Annotated in this window: 10 protein-coding genes; 7 read left to right on the top strand and 3 right to left on the bottom strand. The window is 64.6% G+C overall.

The features are described from left to right. The first annotated feature begins 272 nt into the window (after window positions 1–272). Window positions 273–1,619, top strand: a complete 1,347-nt coding sequence (locus NMB96_RS01060) for a dicarboxylate/amino acid:cation symporter (RefSeq protein ID WP_023905049.1) — start codon at window positions 273–275, stop codon at window positions 1,617–1,619. Between the two features lie 199 nt (window positions 1,620–1,818). After that, window positions 1,819–4,113, top strand: coding sequence for an NADP-dependent malic enzyme (locus NMB96_RS01055; protein ID WP_255085972.1), 2,295 nt, complete (start codon window positions 1,819–1,821; stop codon window positions 4,111–4,113). 473 nt (window positions 4,114–4,586) lie between these two features. Here NMB96_RS01055 and NMB96_RS01050 read toward each other — a convergent pair whose 3' ends face one another. After that, the gene (locus tag NMB96_RS01050; protein ID WP_255085970.1) at window positions 4,587–7,955 is read right to left on the bottom strand and encodes a GH92 family glycosyl hydrolase; all 3,369 of its coding nucleotides are present in this window, start codon (window positions 7,953–7,955) and stop codon (window positions 4,587–4,589) included. A gap of 318 nt (window positions 7,956–8,273) precedes the next feature. Between NMB96_RS01050 and NMB96_RS01045 the strand changes: the two genes are divergently transcribed. Genes NMB96_RS01045 through NMB96_RS01035 form a run of 3 tightly spaced genes read left to right on the top strand, consistent with a single transcriptional unit; the run spans window position 8,274 to window position 10,909 of the window. After that, a complete protein-coding gene (locus tag NMB96_RS01045) occupies window positions 8,274–8,471 on the top strand; it encodes a zinc-finger domain-containing protein (RefSeq protein ID WP_006451050.1) in 198 nt (65 codons plus the stop codon). Between the two features lie 10 nt (window positions 8,472–8,481). After that, entirely contained in the window at window positions 8,482–9,594 is a 1,113-nt protein-coding gene (locus NMB96_RS01040; RefSeq protein WP_255085968.1) for a glycosyltransferase, read from the top strand. Further along, on the top strand, window positions 9,575–10,909 hold the full coding sequence (locus NMB96_RS01035; protein WP_255085966.1) for an O-antigen ligase family protein: 1,335 nt from the start codon (window positions 9,575–9,577) through the stop codon (window positions 10,907–10,909). The genes NMB96_RS01040 and NMB96_RS01035 overlap by 20 nt, the downstream gene beginning before the upstream one ends. Window positions 10,910–11,099: 190 nt before the next feature. Here the strand turns inward: NMB96_RS01035 and NMB96_RS01030 are convergent, their stop codons facing one another. Continuing rightward, complete coding sequence (locus NMB96_RS01030) at window positions 11,100–12,020, bottom strand: LpxL/LpxP family Kdo(2)-lipid IV(A) lauroyl/palmitoleoyl acyltransferase (RefSeq protein ID WP_023905043.1); 921 nt, start codon at window positions 12,018–12,020, stop codon at window positions 11,100–11,102. A 76-nt stretch (window positions 12,021–12,096) separates the two neighbouring features. Here NMB96_RS01030 and waaA point away from each other — a divergent pair, with 76 nt between their 5' ends. Together waaA and NMB96_RS01020 are read left to right on the top strand one after the other, a co-directional pair. Continuing rightward, window positions 12,097–13,413 (top strand): lipid IV(A) 3-deoxy-D-manno-octulosonic acid transferase, encoded by a 1,317-nt coding sequence (gene waaA, locus NMB96_RS01025; protein WP_255085964.1) that lies wholly within the window; start codon window positions 12,097–12,099, stop codon window positions 13,411–13,413. 151 nt (window positions 13,414–13,564) lie between these two features. Further along, window positions 13,565–14,545 (top strand): IS5 family transposase, encoded by a 981-nt coding sequence (locus NMB96_RS01020; protein ID WP_183086593.1) that lies wholly within the window; start codon window positions 13,565–13,567, stop codon window positions 14,543–14,545. A 739-nt stretch (window positions 14,546–15,284) separates the two neighbouring features. On the opposite strand, the gene NMB96_RS01015 is transcribed toward NMB96_RS01020, so the two are convergent. Next, entirely contained in the window at window positions 15,285–16,679 is a 1,395-nt protein-coding gene (locus tag NMB96_RS01015) for a TolC family outer membrane protein (RefSeq protein WP_255085963.1), read from the bottom strand. Window positions 16,680–16,689 lie beyond the last annotated feature (10 nt).

Genomic DNA, 16,689 nt, shown 5'->3' with positions numbered 1-16,689 from the left:
GCAATGAGAAGGGGCCGGGCGTCCTGCCATGGCGGTCGCAATGAACAGCTTCAGCAAGCGCGCAGGTTCCGGGCATCGAACGCACAGGGAATCGTTGTCTGTGTTAAACGAAATTAACGGCCGGCGGTGGCGCCGCTGAAGTGTAAGACGGCGTTCAGCCCGCGGACAGTGCGTAGTACCAATGGGCTATCGGCCCTGGCTGTGACGTGCGGCCAGAATGCGTGCACCGGGTGCCTGCTCAGGCGCCCTCTATGTTCCCTCGGAGTGGTGTCATGCACATCAGCAAGCCTGCCGGCCCGTTGCCGGCGTCCGTCCCCTTCTACCGCCAGCTGTACTTCCAGGTGGTGGTGGCGATCGTCCTGGGTGCCTTGCTCGGCCATTTCGAGCCGGCTTTTGCCGAAAGCCTCAAGCCGCTGGGCGACGCCTTCATCAAGCTGGTGAAGATGATCATCGCCCCGGTGATCTTCCTGACCATCGTCACCGGCATTGCCGGCATGACCCATCTCAAGACGGTGGGCCGGGTCTTCGCCAAGTCGATGGCCTACTTTTTGTTCTTCTCCACACTGGCGTTGATCGTGGGCATGATCGTGGCGCACGTGGTGCAGCCCGGCGCCGGCATGAACATCAACCCGGCCGAGCTGGATCAGAGCGCGGTCAACACCTACGTGCAGAAATCGCACGAGCTGAGCCTGGTCGGCTTTTTGATGGACATCATTCCGGCCACGCTGATCAGCGCGTTCGTCGATGGCAACATCCTGCAGGTGCTGTTCGTGGCGGTGCTGTTCGGGATTGCGCTGGCCCTGGTCGGCGAGCGCGGCCGCCCGGTGCTGAGCTTTCTGGAAGCGTTGACCGCCCCGGTGTTCCGCCTGGTGCACATGTTGATGAGGGCCGCGCCGATCGGTGCGTTCGGTGCGATCGCCTTCACCATCGGCAAGTACGGGCTGGAATCGCTCGTCAATCTGGCCTGGCTGGTGGGTTCGTTCTATGTGACCTCGCTGTTCTTCGTGCTGGTGATCCTGGGCATCGTCTGCCGGTTGTGCGGCTTTTCGGTGCTCAAGCTGATCCGCTATCTCAAGGCCGAGCTGCTGCTGGTGCTGGGCACCTCCTCGTCGGAGTCGGCGCTGCCGTCGCTGATGGAAAAGATGGAAAAGGCCGGCTGCGAGAAGTCGGTGGTGGGCCTGGTGGTGCCGACCGGTTATTCGTTCAATCTGGACGGCACCAACATCTACATGACCCTGGCCGCATTGTTCATCGCCCAGGCCACCAATGTGGACCTGACCCTGGGCCAGCAGATCACCTTGCTGGCGGTGGCCATGCTCAGCTCCAAGGGTGCGGCCGGCGTGACCGGTGCCGGCTTCATCACTCTGGCGGCCACGCTGTCGGTGGTGCCGGACGTGCCGGTGGCCGGCATGGCGCTGATCCTGGGCGTGGACCGCTTCATGAGCGAGTGCCGCTCGCTGACCAACTTCATCGGCAACGCGGTCGCCACCGTGGTGGTGTCCCGCTGGGAGAATGCGCTGGATCGCGACCAGTTGAAGCTGGTGCTGGATGGCGGTTCGCCGCCTTTGCAGGCGCCGGTGGCCTCGACCGACGTCGTCGCCCCGATCAGCGCGCGCTGATGCTTCCTGCGGCCCTGTATTCCGCCGGTGATGCCGGCGGGATACAGGGCCGTTTTCGCTTTGAGCCAGACCCCGGCCGCAGTGCACGACGCGCTGCAGCATGCAATCTCCCTGCCGCGCTGACAGCTGCGCGACAGGCCCTTGTTCAGGCAGGAGGGTAGAATTCAGCCCTCCTGCGCCTTCGAGACCCACACAGCCGATGTCCAACGACGACTTCAAACAGGCCGCCCTCGACTACCACCGCCAGCAGCCGGCCGGCAAGATCAAGGTCACCGCGACCAAGCCGATGCTGACCCAGCGCGATCTGTCGCTGGCGTATTCGCCGGGCGTGGCCTTCGCCTGCGAGGCGATCGTCGAAGAACCCACCCAGGCCAGCGAGCTCACCGCGCGCGGCAACCTGGTGGCGGTGATCACCAACGGCACAGCGGTGCTGGGCCTGGGCAACATCGGCCCGCTGGCATCCAAGCCGGTGATGGAAGGCAAGGGCGTGCTGTTCCAGAAGTTCGCCGGCATCGATGTGTTCGACATCGAGATCAACGAAAACGACCCGGACAAGCTGGTGGACATCATCGCCAGCCTGGAGCCGACCTTCGGCGGCATCAATCTGGAAGACATCAAGGCGCCGGAGTGCTTCATCGTCGAGCGCAAGCTGCGCGAGCGCATGAACATCCCGGTGTTCCATGACGACCAGCACGGCACCGCGATCATCGTCGGCGCCGCGGTGCTCAACGCGCTGGTGGTCACCGGCAAGAAGATCGAAGAGGTCAAGCTGGCCACCACCGGCATGGGCGCGGCCGGCATTTCCTGCGTCAACATGCTGGTCTCGCTGGGCCTGAAGCCGGAGAACATCCTGGCGCTGGACCGCGACGGCGTGATCCACACCGGCCGCACCGATCTGGACCCGGACAAGCAGCGCTACGCACGCGACACCGACAAGCGCACCCTGGCCGAAATCGTCGAGGGCGCCGATATCTTCCTGGGCCTGTCGGCGGCCGGCATCCTCAAGCCGGAAATGGTCGCCACGATGGCGCGCCAGCCGGTGATCTTCGCGCTGGCCAATCCCAATCCGGAAATCACCCCGGAAACGGCCAAGGCGGTGCGTCCGGATTGCATCATCGGCACCGGCCGCTCGGACTATCCGAACCAGATCAACAACGTGCTGTGCTTCCCGTACCTGTTCCGCGGCGCACTGGACGTGGGCGCCACCGGCATCAACGAAGAGATGAAGATCGCCTGCGTCAAGGCGATTGCGGCGATGGCACGGCGCGAGGCCTCCGACCTTGGCGCGGCCTACGGCGGCGAGACCCCGAGTTTCGGCCCGGAATACCTGATTCCGCGCCCGCTGGACCCGCGTCTGCTGGTGGAGTTGTCTTCCGCCGTTGCGCAGGCGGCGATGGATTCGGGCGTGGCCACGCGGCCCATCGACGACATGGAGGCCTACCGCGACAAGCTCGGCCAGTTCGTCTACCGCACCAGCCTGATGATGAAGCCGGTCTACGACCGCGCGCGCGCCGACAAGCAGCGCGTGGTGTATGCCGAAGGCGAAGAAGAAGTGGTGTTGCGCGCGGTGCAGAACGTGGTCGACGAAGGCCTGGCCTTCCCGATCCTGATCGGCCGCCCGGACGTCATCGAGGCGCGCATCGAGCGCATGGGTCTGCGCCTGACCGCCGGCGTGGATTTTGAAATCACCAACATCTACGACGACCCGCGCTTCAACGAGTATTGGCAGTATTACCACGCACTGACCGAACGTCGCGGCGTAACCGTCACTGCCGCCAAGGAGTTGATGCGCTCGCGTCCGACCTTGATTGCCGCAGTGATGGTGGCGCGTGGCGAGGCCGATGCGATGCTGTCCGGCGTGGTCGGTCGCTTCCACAAGAAGCTGGGTTACGCCCGCAGCGTGATTCCGCTGGAACTGCGGGTGAGCTCCACCTCGGCGATGACCGGTGTGATCAACCAGCTGGGCGTGTTCTTCTTTCTGGATACGCATGTGCAGGAAGACCCGACGGTCGAACAAGTAGTGGAAGCCACGTTGCAGGCCGCGTATCGCCTCAAGTTGTTCGGCATCGAGCCCAACATCGCGCTGCTGTCGCACTCCAACTTCGGCAGCCACGATTCGCGCGATGCCTTGAAGATGCGCGCGGTGCGCGAAGCACTGCTCAAGCGCAAGCCCGAGCTCAACATCGACGGCGAAATGCAGGGCGACACCGCCTGGGACGAAGCGCTGCGCAAGCAGATCATGCCCAACAGCACGCTGAAGGGCCGCGCCAACCTGTTCGTGCTGCCAAACCTGGAAGCGGCCAACATCGCCTACAACCTGGTGCGCGTGTTCACCGACGGCGTGGCGATCGGGCCGATCCTGATGGGCATTTCCAAGCCGGTGCATATCCTCACCACCAGCGCCACCTCGCGCCGGGTGATGAACATGACGGCGATTGCGGCGGTGGATGCGCAGATCCGCAAGCAGCGCGATGCCGAGAAGATCGGTGGCTGAGAAGCGCAGTAGCTAAAAAGTGCAGTAGCTAAAGAGCACAGCGACCAAGAGTTGTTGCTCTGTTTAAAGCCCCTCTCCTTCCGGGAGCGGGGGTTGGGGTGAGGGTACGGTTTCTCCGGTTAGTGCCAAGCACGCGGCTGTCAGTCGCTGGCTTCGGTGATAGGCGACAGCGCGCCCGGGGATCGGCTCTTCGGCTCGGTCAGACATCCTGTCTGACTCGCCGCGCGGCACATCCGTGTGCCGCTCTCCGCCAATCCCCGGCCACGCTGCCGCCTTGGCGAGTCGTTGACATGACTTAGTCAAGGCAAGCGAGTTCTCCGGCTTTGCTTTCCAGGACCTGCGCGATTCTCGATTCTCGATGACAGCAGCAGAGCCGGTGGTCCACAACTGCGCGAGCGCAACCTGCGCCTGTCTGAGTGCGGCAAATGGTAATGCCATAACAACGCGACGATGGATCGCGGACAGCGCTAGCCTCAACGCACCGCAGGCTCCACACCCAACAACTCAAGCTCCGCCAGCTGCACTTTCGCAGGCGCGCTGAAGCGCAGTCGATATTCCACATACGCTCCAGGTCGAGCAATCCGAAACGGCCGCGTCTGCAATGGCCAATCGAACGCTTCATCACGACGCTGATCAATCATCGTCCAGGCAGCACCAGGCGCACGGGCTTCCAACGTCCACCCACCTGCAGAAATCGCTGCATTGCCGCTGGTCAGTGTGTAGAGCGTCGGCGTACCGCGCGCAATGCCGCTGAGCGTCAGCGTCGATTTCGATGTCGATGCAATTGCAGCGACCGTTTCCGCATTGTCGTCATGCAACGCAGCGACATCGCCACCATCGTCCAGCGTAATGCGCGCGGTGTCTCCGAGCAGATCCTTCAGCGGGGCAGGGTGCTTCCCGGGAGCAGTCAGCGACGGCGGCACATCGTTCGGCCCGGTTCCCCAGCGCGAAGGCGTCGGCCCCATCACGAAATCCAGCGTCGCGCCCTTTGCAATGTCCGCATGCTGCAACCAGGTCTTGCGCCAGGGTTTTCCATTGACCCTGAGCGATTGCACATACACGTTCTGCGGCGAATTCTGCGGCGCATTGACGGTCAGTGTGCCGCCATTGGGCAGGCGCACGCTGGCATGCTTGAACAGCGGCGAGCCGATCACATACTCCGGCGCGCCCATGCGCAGCGGATACAGCCCCAGCGCCGCGAACAGATACCACGCCGACATCTCGCCGTTGTCCTCATCGCCGGGATACCCCTGGCCGATCTCGCTGCCCAGATACAAGCGCGCGAGGATCTCGCGGGTGATGCGTTGCGTCTTCCACGGCTGCCCGGCGTACAGATACATCCACGGAAGATGGTGCGCGGTCTGATTGCTGTGCGCATACATGCCCATGCGCACGTCGCGCGCCTCGGTCATCTCGTGGATGGTGTCGCCATACGAGCCGGCGAACCTGGCTTCGGCGGTTTCGGGCGTGGTAAAGAATGTATCCAGTTTTGCGGCCAGTCCCGCGCGCCCGCCATACAGCGTGGCCAGGCCTTCGCCATCGTGCGGTGCGGTGAATGCAAACGTCCAGCCGCTGGATTCGGTGTAATCGTTGCCCCACACGCGCGGGTCGTAGTGCGCAGCATCCACGCGCCAATCGCCATTCGCCTTGCGGCCCTGAAAAAAGCCGATCGCTGGATCGAACAGTGCCGAATACCCGGCCGCACGATGACGAAAATACAGCGCTTCGGTGGCATAACGCTCGCGCGCTGTTGCCGTCGTCGCTTGCTTGGACAACGCGTCGGCCATGTTGGCAATACCGAAGTCGTTGAGCGCGCCTTCCATCGACCACGACATGCCTTCATGCGTCTCGGTATCGGCGTAACCGCGAAAGGTCGAACGCGCCATGCCTTTGCGGCCGACGTGGCGATCCGGCGCCACCACGCTCGCGTTCTTGAGCGCGGCAGCGTACGCCTCGGCCGGGTCGAAACCCTGCACGCCCTTGAGCCACGCATCGGCAAACGCCACATCGGAACTGGTGCCCACCATGAGATCGGCGTAACCGGGCGAGGACCAGCGCGCCACCCAGCCACCTGCACGCGATTGCTCCAGAAAGCCCTGCACGAATGTGCCGGCATCGTCGGATGCGAACAACGCATACGCCGGCCACGCGGTGCGAAAGGTGTCCCACAAGCCGTTGTTGACGTAGACCCGGTCATCGCGGATCGGCGCGAAACTGCGCACCGCGCTGCCATCGATGTTGGTGTCCGACCAGCTGCTCTGGCTGGCGTAACGCCAGTCCGGCGCCGTCGCGCTGCCGACGTTTTCATGGCCGGAATTGGGATACAGATGCAGCCGGTACAGATTGGAATACAGCGTGGTCTTCTGGTCGGTCGTGGCGTCGGGCACCTCGAAGCGTCCCAGCAGCCCATCCCACGCATCCTGCGCACGCGCGGCGATCTGCTCGAGGCTTGCCTGCGGCGCGATCTCCAGCGCAAGGTTGTGCTTGGCCTGGTCGAGCGAGATCAGCGAGGTGGCAATACGCATCTGCACCTGCCGCGTGCTGCCCGCATCGAACTTGATCCAGCCGGTGGGCCGGCCGGTGTCGCTCAGTCCGCTGGTTTTCCATGGTGTATCGAAGCTGGCATAGACATACATGCGCGTCGCGCCGGTCGACAGGCCGCTACGCACATCGGTGTAGCCGGAGAGCGTCTGTGTTGCAGCATCCAGGTGCAATCCACCGCGCGCGTCCACATTGTCGAACAGCAGATTGGCATCGCCCTGCGCCGGGAAGCGAAAGCGGAACAGCGCTGCATGATCGGTCGGTGCGATCTCGGCCTGGATCCCGTTGTCCAACTGCACTGCGTAGCGATACGGTCGAGCGATTTCAGTGTCATGCGAGAAGGCCAGGGCGCGCTTGCTGCGATCTGCCTCCGGTGTACCCGTACTCAGCGACGGCATCACCTGAAAGGTCTGGCGGTCGCCCATCCACGGACTTGGCTGATGGCTGAGCGACAGCGCCTGCAAGCGCGGGCGGTTGCCCGCCGCGTTGTGTTCGTTCCAGCGATATAGCCAGGTCAGCGTTCCCGCATCGGTCACCGGCGTCCAGAAGTTGAAGCCATGCGGCACTGCAGTTGCAGGGAAATTATTGCCGCGCGAGAACGTGCCGTTTGACTGCGTGCCGCGCGTGGTCAGCACCCAGTCCGAAGGGCGCGTTGCAGGAATGAGCGGCACATCGGCGATGGCGATATCATCGATCCACCCGGAGCTGGCCGCGCCTGCAGGCGGCGCAACCTCCAATTCGATCGCCACCACGCGGCGCCCACGTAAAGCGGCCACGTCCCCGAGCCGTACCGCCTTGCGCGCCCATTGCTGCGGATACAGCGTCTTCGAGTCGCCCTGCGCACGTGCACCAAGGGCGACGCCATGTTGATCCTGCGCGGCGCTGGCAGACATGCGCGTGCCGTCGTCCAGCAACAGATCCAACGACACATAGGTCGAGGCCACGTGATCGCTGCCCACACTTTCCGGCAACACCAGCCACGACAGCGTCGTATCGGTACCGATTAGAGCATCGCTGGTAAACAAGGTGCGTCGCCCGCCCGCACCACGGCCGTCATACCGCAACGCATGCGCACCGCTGTAACCGGCGTTCGGCCTGGCTGCATACGGCGTAGCGGGGCCCGTGCCGATCGCCGTCTGCACATCGCCTGCCGCAGCGCTGACCGGCAAGGGCTCACCCTCTTCGAACGAACTCGAAAAGCCGGTCGCCGCACTGACAGACAGTGGCGCAGCGCAGGCCAGGACAACGGCAATCGAGAACAACGAGCCACGCGGACGCAGCAGAACGACAGGCGAGGTCACGTGGTGATGTCTCCTTGGGTAGCGACGTAGCGGGGCATGTACGGTTGACGGATGTGCGCGGTGTTTGCAGATCACCCAATCTGATCCCGATGCGCAATCGCCCAGCGATGATAAGCGCGATGGTCCGGCGTGGTGGCGTGGCGCTGCCGTGCCGGCGGCGGGGCAGGTCATTGCCGGACCAGCGATATCGCCATCCGCCGCGGCCCGGCCTCCCGCCGAGACCATCGCAACCCCAGCCCACGCAGCCCGGTCAATGGGCCGATCACCACGCAGGCTGCTAGAATCCGCGCTCTGCCTTACCTTTACGATCGTGCCGCCATGAGCCAGACCGCCACCGCGCCCGCCAATGCCGAATCGCGCTACACCGTGCACCGCGGCGATCTGCCGCTGAGCTGCCCGACGCCGCAGATGGCGCTGTGGAACTCGCATCCGCGTGTGTACCTGCCGATCGAAGACGAGCCCAACTGCGAAGCCAAGTGCCCGTATTGCGGCGCGTTGTTCGTGCTCGCCGACTGATCCTGGCCGGATGCACCGCCTGACCGTGGTGCAACTGCTGCCGGCGCTGCAGTCCGGCGGCGTCGAGCGCTCCACCCTGGAAATCGCCGCTGCGCTGGTGCGCGCCGGCCACCGCGCCGTGGTGGTCTCTGCCGGCGGTCGCCTGGTCCAGCCGTTGCTGGAGGTGGGCGGCGAACATCTCACCCTGGAGATCGGGCGCAAGTCGCTGCTGACCTTGCGCCACGTGGCCGGCCTGCGCCGGCTATTTGCCGAACTCGGTGCCGACATCGTGCACGCGCGCTCGCGCCTGCCGGCCTGGCTGGGCTGGTACGCGCTGCGCGGCATGCCCCAGGTCGCGCGGCCGCGCTTTGTCACCACTGTGCACGGGCTCAATTCGCCCAGCCGCTACAGTGCGGTGATGACATACGGCGAGCGGGTGATCTGCGTCTCGCAGACGGTGCGCGAGTACGTGTGCACCCACTATCCGCAGACCGACACCACCCGCTTGCGCACCATCCCGCGCGGTGTCGATATCGCGCAGTTCCCGCGTCGCCCGCACCCCGATCACCGCGCACGCAAATGGGTGCAGACCCTGTTGCCCGGTTGGCCGGCCGATGCGCCCTTGCTGCTGCTGCCTGGTCGCGGCACGCGCCTGAAAGGTCATGCCGACGGCCTGCAACTGCTGGCCGACGTGCGCGCTGCCGGCGTGCCGGCCTGGTTGTGGCTGCCGGGCGCGCGTGAGCCGGGCCGCGAAGCTTATGTGCGCGAGCTGGAAGCCGAGGCTGCCAGACTGGGCGTGGCCGAGGCGGTCGCCTTCACCGAGCCCACCGCACGCATCGCCGAGGCCTATGCGGCCAGCGATCTGGTGCTGCAGCTCTCGCGCAAGCCCGAAGCGTTCGGCCGCACCGTGGTGGAGGCCTTGTCGGTGGGCCGGCCGGTGTTGGGCTGGGCACACGGTGGTGTCGGCGAGTTGCTGGCCGAGCTGCAGCCTGCCGGCGCAGTGCCGGTGTTCGATGCCCAGGCGCTAAGCACTCAGGCACTCAACATGCTGCAGCAGGCGCAGACACCGCCAGCTGCGCTCCCCTATACGTTGCAGGCCATGCAATCGGCCACCTTGAAGGTCTATGACGAACTCCGCCGCTGAGGCAATCCCACCCGCGCCCACGCTGACGCCCGATGCCGGTCGCTGGGCACCGCTGTGGGTGATCCTGTTCGTGGCGCTATGGCCCACGCCCGGGCTGGCCGAAACGGTGTTGTCGCTGGGCGCAGTGTTCGCCGCTTATCGCCTGTTGCATGCGCGTTTCCGTGGCGGCACGCGGTTGCTCAGCGGCGCGGCGTGGGCGCTGACCAGCGTGTTGTTCTTCGCGTATTGGTTGCCACAGATGTTGTCGGCATTCGATGCGGTGGACGTAGGGCGCGCGTTGCGTAAATCGGCCACCGATCTGCGCTATCTGCCTTTCATGTGGTTGTGCGCGATCGCGGTGGCCAATGCGCAGCGCCGCCGGCGCACCTTCGTCGGCCTGGCGGTGATCGGCGGGGTGTGGACGCTGGACGCGCTGCTGCAGGCCGCATTCGGCAGCAGCCCGTTGTTCTTCGGCCTGGATCAGATCAAGCAATTGATCAGCGGGCATGGCCTGTGCACGGCGGAAGAACTTGCTTTGGTCGACCGCCTCAGCGGCGTGCTGGGCCCGTGCAATCTCAAGTTCGGGCAGACCCTGGCCAGCCTGTCGCCGTTCCTGCTGCTTGCGCTCGGGCGGCGCACTGCGTGGGCGTGGGCGGGCGCTGCGGCAGCTGTTGGCGTGGTGCTGGTATTGGCCGGTTCGCGCGCCTCGTGGATCACCTACGGCGTGATCGTGCTGCTGTCCGGCTGGCAGTTGCTGGGCGGCCGTCGGCTGCTCGCGGTGGCGGTGGTCGGCGCGCTGTTGGCCGTTGGCGTGGTGGCGATGGCACCGCAAGCGCGCGAGCGCATCCAGCGCACCGCGTTGGCCTTCAGCAATGGCGAACAAGGCGTCGACCAGGCCTTGTCCGGGCGTGCGCAGATCTGGGGCGCGGCGCTGTGCATGATCCGCGCGCATCCGCTCAATGGTGTGGGCGCGCGCGGGTTCCGCCAGGCATATCCGGCCTGCAATCCGGCACCCGAACAAGCGCCGGCATGGGGCGGTGGCCCGGCCTTCCATGCGCACCAGATCGTGCTGGAAATTCTTGCCGAAACCGGCGTCATCGGGTTGCTGCTATGGCTGGCCGGTGCGGCGCAGGCGTGGCGCGCGTGGCGCTATTCCAGCGTTGCGGCGCGTGAGCAGGCGCGTCCGGCGATGATCGCGTTGGTGGCAACGGTCTTTCCGCTCAACACGCATCTGGCGTTCTATTCCAGCTTCTGGGGTGGCCTGAGCCTGATGCTGGCCGGCTTGTATGCCGGTGCCTTGCTCAACGACGACGCGGATCAGCCACCGTCGCGATAGGCGTGGCGCTCAAGACGATTGCGCCCAGCGCCAGATCGACACGGCAGGCGTGAATCACACGTCAACTGCGGTTGATTGCGCGACGTGCGCACTCATCCCAACGCCCACTCGCGACGGACTCCTGGCTGGTTCTGTAAACCAAGGCAGTCATCTGCGAACGCATACGTGACGCAGCTGCGCTGCATCACCATCACCGATAGAAATCGCTGCGCCCGCCCGGCTGGCGTTTGAAGCGCCGATGGATCCACAGGTACTGATCCGGCGCCTCGCGCACCATGTCCTCGATCGCCGCATTGACCTGCGCGGTATCGGCGATCACATCGTCGGAGGGAATGCCTGCCAGCGGCGGTGCGATCTTGAGGATGTAACGGCCGCCTTCGCGCCGATGGAAATACGGCACCACCGCGCAGCCGGTCAACCGCGCCAGCTGGTGCGTGGCGGTAATGGTGGAAGCCGGATGCCCGAAGAATGGCACAAACACGGTGTCCTTGCCGCGCATGTCCTGATCGGGCGCATACCACAGAAAACCGCCGCGCTTGAGATGCTTGATGGTGGCGCGCAGATCCTCGTTGGCGAACATGTGCGTGGCATAGCGCAGCCGCCCGCGTTTGACCGCCCATTCGAACACCGGGTTGCGATGCTTGCGGTACATGCCGGCCAGCGGCACGTGATCGCACAGCAGCCGCCCGCACATTTCCAGCGTCATGAAGTGGCCGGACACCAGCAACACGCCGCGCTTCTGCTCCTGCAGACGCTGCAGATGCTCCAGTCCTTCGACCTGCACGCCCGGACGAATGGCATCGATACTGCCCCACCAGGCGCGTGCGAATTCGAACAGGCCCACGCCCAGCGCATCGAAACTATCGCGCAACAGCCGCGCTCGCCAGGCATCGTCCTGATCGGGAAAACACAGTTTGAGATTGACCTCGGCAGCGCGCCGGCGTGTGCCCGCCAGGCGCAGCGTGAGCCAGCCGACACCGCGGCCCAACGCCCGTTGCAGCATCCAGGGCAGGCGCCCGGCCAGTACCATCAATGCAAGGCCCAGATACATCGGCCAGTGCTTGGGGGTGCGCAGGGAAGGGCGGACGGCGACGTTGGCGGGTTCGGACATGGCCTAATTCTAAGTGATTGCGTGCGCCGGGCAGCGTGCACATGCGCACGTGTGGGCGCTCCCGTATCCTGCACGCATGCGGAAAGACCCGATCGAATGGCTGTTGCGCGGGCTGTACTCGGCGCTGTTGTACCTTTTGCTGCCGGTGACTGTGTACCACCTGGTGTGGCGCGGGTTTCGCGTGCGCGAATACTTCAATCGCTGGAACGAGCGCTATGCGTCCTACACGCATGCCTGCGGTCGCCCGCGCGTGTGGGTGCATGCGGTGTCGGTGGGCGAGGTCAATGCCGCCGCGCCGCTGGTCAATGCCTTGCGTGCGCAGCGCCCGGATATCCGTTGGGTCATCACCACCATCACCCCCACCGGCTCCGAGCGCGTGCGCGCGGTGTGGGGCGATGCGGTGGACCATGTGTATCTGCCCTACGACGTGCCCGGCAGCGTGGGCCGGTTCCTAGAGCATTTCCGCCCGCGGCTGGCGTTGATTCTGGAGACCGAGCTGTGGCCGAACATGTTGTTCGGTTGTCGCGACCGCAACATTCCGGTGTACATCCTCAACGCGCGGTTGTCGGCGCGTTCGCTGCGCGGCTATCGCGTGCTGGCACCCTTGATCAGCCGCGCGCTGCGCACCGTCACCTGCGTGGCGGCGCAATCGCACGACGATGCCGAACGTTTCCTCACGCTGGGCGCGCGCGCCGATCAGGTGATCGCGCTGGGCAATCTCAAATTCGATATCGCCGCGCCCGCACAGTTGCAGGCCCTGGTCGCGCAGTTTCATACGCACGTGCCGGCAACGCGACCGGTGTGGATTGCCGCCAGCACGCACGAAGGCGAGGAGTCAGCCGTGGCCGATATTCACGCACGCCTACTGCTGCAATTTCCTGATCTATTGATGTTGTGGGCGCCGCGGCATCCCGAACGCTTTCCCAAGGTCGAGGCGCTGGCGCGCGAACGTGGTTGGTCCGTGTCCACACGCAAGACCCAGCAGTGGCCGCAGGCGCGCGACAAGGTATTCGTTATCGATACCTTGGGCGAACTGATGAGTTTCTACGCCTGCGCGCAGGTTGCCTTCGTCGGCGGAAGTCTGCAGCCGATCGGCGGACACAACCTGCTCGAACCGGCAGCGGTTGGCACGCCGGCAGTGACCGGCCCGCATCTGCATAATTTCTCGGAGATCTCGCGGCGCATGCGCGAGGCCGATGCGGTGACTATCTGCGACGATGCCGACAGCGTGTATCACGATCTTGCGCGTCTGCTCGGCGACCCGGCCCAGCGCGAAGCGATGGCTGCTGCAGGCTTGGCGCTGGTCGCCAACGGCAAGGGCGCAGTGGCACGCACGCTGGTGCAGATCGCGCCGGACCTGCCGCCGGTGGTTGGTGATGGTGTGGTGTCCTGAAGATGTAACTGCCTGCGTGCTGCATCGTTGCAGCGAAACTATTGCAACGATGCCAAGTCACGTCATCAAGCGGTCTTGGAGCGGCTAAGGAACCTCTGAACAACGCACCACAGATACGCGACACTACCCGCCTGATGTTGAGGAGTGATCCATGCAACTGACGTTCGGTGACGCTGAGGGCCTGGGCAAGCGCAAGCAGACCCGGCGCGAGATCTTTCTGGCCGAGATGGAGCAGGTGGTTCCGTGGCAGCAACTGCTCGGTCTGATCGCGCCGCACTATCCGGTATCGGGCCGGCCAGGTCGGCAGCCGTACGCACTGGCGACGATGTTGCGGATTCATCTGCTGCAGCAGTGGTATGCGCTGAGCGATCCGGCGATGGAAGAAGCACTGCACGAGATCCCGACCTTGCGGCGGTTTGCCCAGCTCGGTGGCTTGGACAACGTTCCGGACGAGACCACGATTCTCAACTTTCGGCGCCTGCTGGAGACCCATGGCCTTGCCGCGCGGATGCTGGAAGCGGTCAACGCGCATCTGGCGCGCAAGGGCCAGAGCCTGCGGTCGGGCACGATCGTCGATGCGACGCTGATCGCGGCGCCCAGTTCGACCAAGAATGCCGACAACGCGCGCGACCCTGAGATGCATCAGACCAAGAAGGGCAATCAGTGGTATTTCGGGATGAAGGCGCACATCGGCGTGGATGAATTTTCCGGGTTGGTGCACCACGTCCATTGCACAGCCGCCAACGTCGCCGATGTCACGGTGATGCACACGTTGCTGCATGGCAAAGAAGACAGCGTGTTCGGCGATAGCGGCTACACCGGTGCGGACAAACGCGAAGAACTGCAGGCCTGCAAGGCTGCATTCTTCATCGCCGCCAGGCCCTCGACGATGCAAGCCCTCGGCAACAAACGCGAGCGTGCTCGGGAAAGACGTTGGGAACACTTCAAGGCCAGCGTGCGCGCGAAGGTGGAGCATCCATTCCGGGTGATCAAGCGCCAGTTCGGCTACACCAAGGTCCGCTATCGCGGCCTGGCCAAGAACACCGCGCAGGTGCTGACCTTGTTTGCGCTATCGAACCTGTGGATGAAGCGAAAGCAGTTACTGCCGACGATGGGGAACGTGCGCCTGTAACCCGGGCAACACCCTGCAAACGCGCCGGAAACGGCAAAAAAATCGAGGATCTGAGCGCCGTCAGCCTGGTCGATGTGGTTAGGCTCATCCTCCGATGCCGTTGATCAGACCATCCCTAACAGAACGTGGCGGTTATGCAGTCGTTTTTGCTAGCCGCTTTGGGCATTATCTGGAGAGTCTCAAGCCACATTGGTCGAGCGCGCGGTGCCCTCACCGCTCGCGGGACACGCCGTGAATCCATCCGTGGAGGCTCGGTGGCGGCATCCATGCCGCCACACGGTCCCGCAATCGGTGAGGACACCGCACCAGAAAGTTAGTCGGTTACTTTGTTGAAAACCACGCACACCGACCATCTCGACTGGTCCTTGCCCGCCCACCGTCGCGGGACCTTACGCGGCATGGATGCCGCGTAAGAGCCTACACGGACGTACTTGCAGCGTGTCCCGCGATGGTGGGCGGGCAAGGGCCCTGCAGCCAGACCGCAGATCAGCCGCTCTGCCTTGCAGCGTGTCCCGCGATGGTGGGGCGGGCAAGGGCCTGCAGCGAAGCCGCAGATCAGCCGCTCTGCCTTGCAGCGTGTCCCGCGATGGTAGGCGGGCAAGGGCCCTCCAGCCAAGCCGCAGATCACCCGCTAATGCGGCAGTCATCGCAGGTATCGCACGCAGCCAGGTATGCGCTTGCATCGGACATAAAAAAGGCGGGCCTGCGCCCGCCTTTTTTAGTTACCTATCCGCTCGCATTACTGTAGTGAACCACTGCCTTGCAGCTTGGACTCGGCATCCTGCGACAGCAGGCGGTTCACATCCTGCAGGTCGGTGATGTCGAGCTTGCCGATCGCCTGGCCCAGCAGCAGACGGTTCTGCAGGAAGTTGTAGCGTGACTGCGCATAGTTCAGCTGCGCCTGGAACAGCGTGCGCTGGTTCTGCACCACGTCAAGCACCGTGCGCGTGCCGACTTCCAGACCCACCTGCGAGGCATCGTATGCGGCCTGCGCAGACACTACGGCCAGACGGCGAGCTTCCACTTCGCTGATGCCGGCGACCACAGTCTGATAGGCATTGCGCGTGTTGCGATCCAGCGCGCGCTTCTGCTGCTCGTAGGTGTCCTGCTGGATATCGCGACGCGACAGCGCCTGACGCACGGCCGACTGCGTTGCACCGCCGGCGAAGATCGGAATCGACAAGGTGATGCCGATCGAATCGGTATCGATATCGCGGCCCTGCGTCGTGAAGTTGCCCGCGGCCTGGTCGGCTGCGCCCTGGCCGCCCCAGCTATTGCTGCGGCCGACATTGGCGCCGAGGTTCAAGGTCGGGTAATGCCCTGCACGTGCCGCGTTGACCTGCGCTTCGGCTGCGCTGACCTGCAACTGTTGTGCCTTCAACGCCGGATTGTCGGCAATGGCGGTGGACACCAGCTGATCGACGTTGGCGTAGGCGGCCGGCACTTCCGGACGGAACTCTTCCGGCAGCGCACGCAGGCCGACTACCGGCTGGCCGGTGAGTTCGGTCAGCGCCTGGTAGTAATCCTTCAGCGTGTTGCGCGCATTGATGGTGTCGGCACGCGCCTGGTCGTACTGGGCGCGGGCTTCGTGCACGTCGGTGATCGGCGCCAGGCCCACTTCCAGGCGCTTGTCGGCGTAGTCGAACTGCTTCTTGGCGGCGGCTTCGTTTGTCTCGGCTGCGGCCAGCGATTCGATCCCCACCAGTACCTGAAAATAGGCCGCCGAGCTACGGGTGATCAGATCGTTGTTGGCCGATTCCAGCGTGAAGTCGGCTGCCTTGGCCACTTCGCGCTGCGCACGCAGGTTGGCGAACTGAGCCCAGTTGAAGATTGTCTGGCTACCCTGGATCGTGTACTGGCGCTGTTTTGTGGTCGAGCGCCCCTCGTTGAGGTTGTTGATGGTGTCGAGTTTGCGGTGTGCCTGGGTGTAGCCGGCGCTACCATCCAACTGCGGCAGCAACGCCGCACGCGCCTGTACCTGTCCCTCCCGATTCACCAGCCGCGTGGACTCGGCCACTGCCAGCTGCGGATCGCCGTTGCGGGCCATTTCGTAGACCTGCAGCAGATCGGTGGCATGTGCTGCCATCGGAGACAGGGCGGCGGCCAGGGCCAGAACGAGGGATCGGCGGATCATCGGGGAAGCT

It is taken from the genome of Xanthomonas hortorum (assembly GCF_024339125.1).
Classification (GTDB): Bacteria; Pseudomonadota; Gammaproteobacteria; order Xanthomonadales; family Xanthomonadaceae; genus Xanthomonas; species Xanthomonas hortorum.
This window is presented reverse-complemented; position numbering and strand designations above follow the sequence as displayed.

What these genes read in the sequence shown, in the direction of transcription:
- NMB96_RS01060 (WP_023905049.1), top strand. Translation starts at nt 273, where the DNA reads ATGCACATCAGCAAGCCTGCCGGCCCGTTGCCGGCGTCCGTCCCCTTC.
- NMB96_RS01055 (WP_255085972.1), top strand. Translation starts at nt 1,819, where the DNA reads ATGTCCAACGACGACTTCAAACAGGCCGCCCTCGACTACCACCGCCAG.
- NMB96_RS01045 (WP_006451050.1), top strand. Translation starts at nt 8,274, where the DNA reads ATGAGCCAGACCGCCACCGCGCCCGCCAATGCCGAATCGCGCTACACC.
- NMB96_RS01040 (WP_255085968.1), top strand. Translation starts at nt 8,482, where the DNA reads ATGCACCGCCTGACCGTGGTGCAACTGCTGCCGGCGCTGCAGTCCGGC.
- NMB96_RS01035 (WP_255085966.1), top strand. Translation starts at nt 9,575, where the DNA reads ATGACGAACTCCGCCGCTGAGGCAATCCCACCCGCGCCCACGCTGACG.
- NMB96_RS01030 (WP_023905043.1), bottom strand. Translation starts at nt 12,020, where the DNA reads ATGTCCGAACCCGCCAACGTCGCCGTCCGCCCTTCCCTGCGCACCCCC.
- waaA (WP_255085964.1), top strand. Translation starts at nt 12,097, where the DNA reads ATGCGGAAAGACCCGATCGAATGGCTGTTGCGCGGGCTGTACTCGGCG.
- NMB96_RS01020 (WP_183086593.1), top strand. Translation starts at nt 13,565, where the DNA reads ATGCAACTGACGTTCGGTGACGCTGAGGGCCTGGGCAAGCGCAAGCAG.
- NMB96_RS01015 (WP_255085963.1), bottom strand. Translation starts at nt 16,679, where the DNA reads ATGATCCGCCGATCCCTCGTTCTGGCCCTGGCCGCCGCCCTGTCTCCG.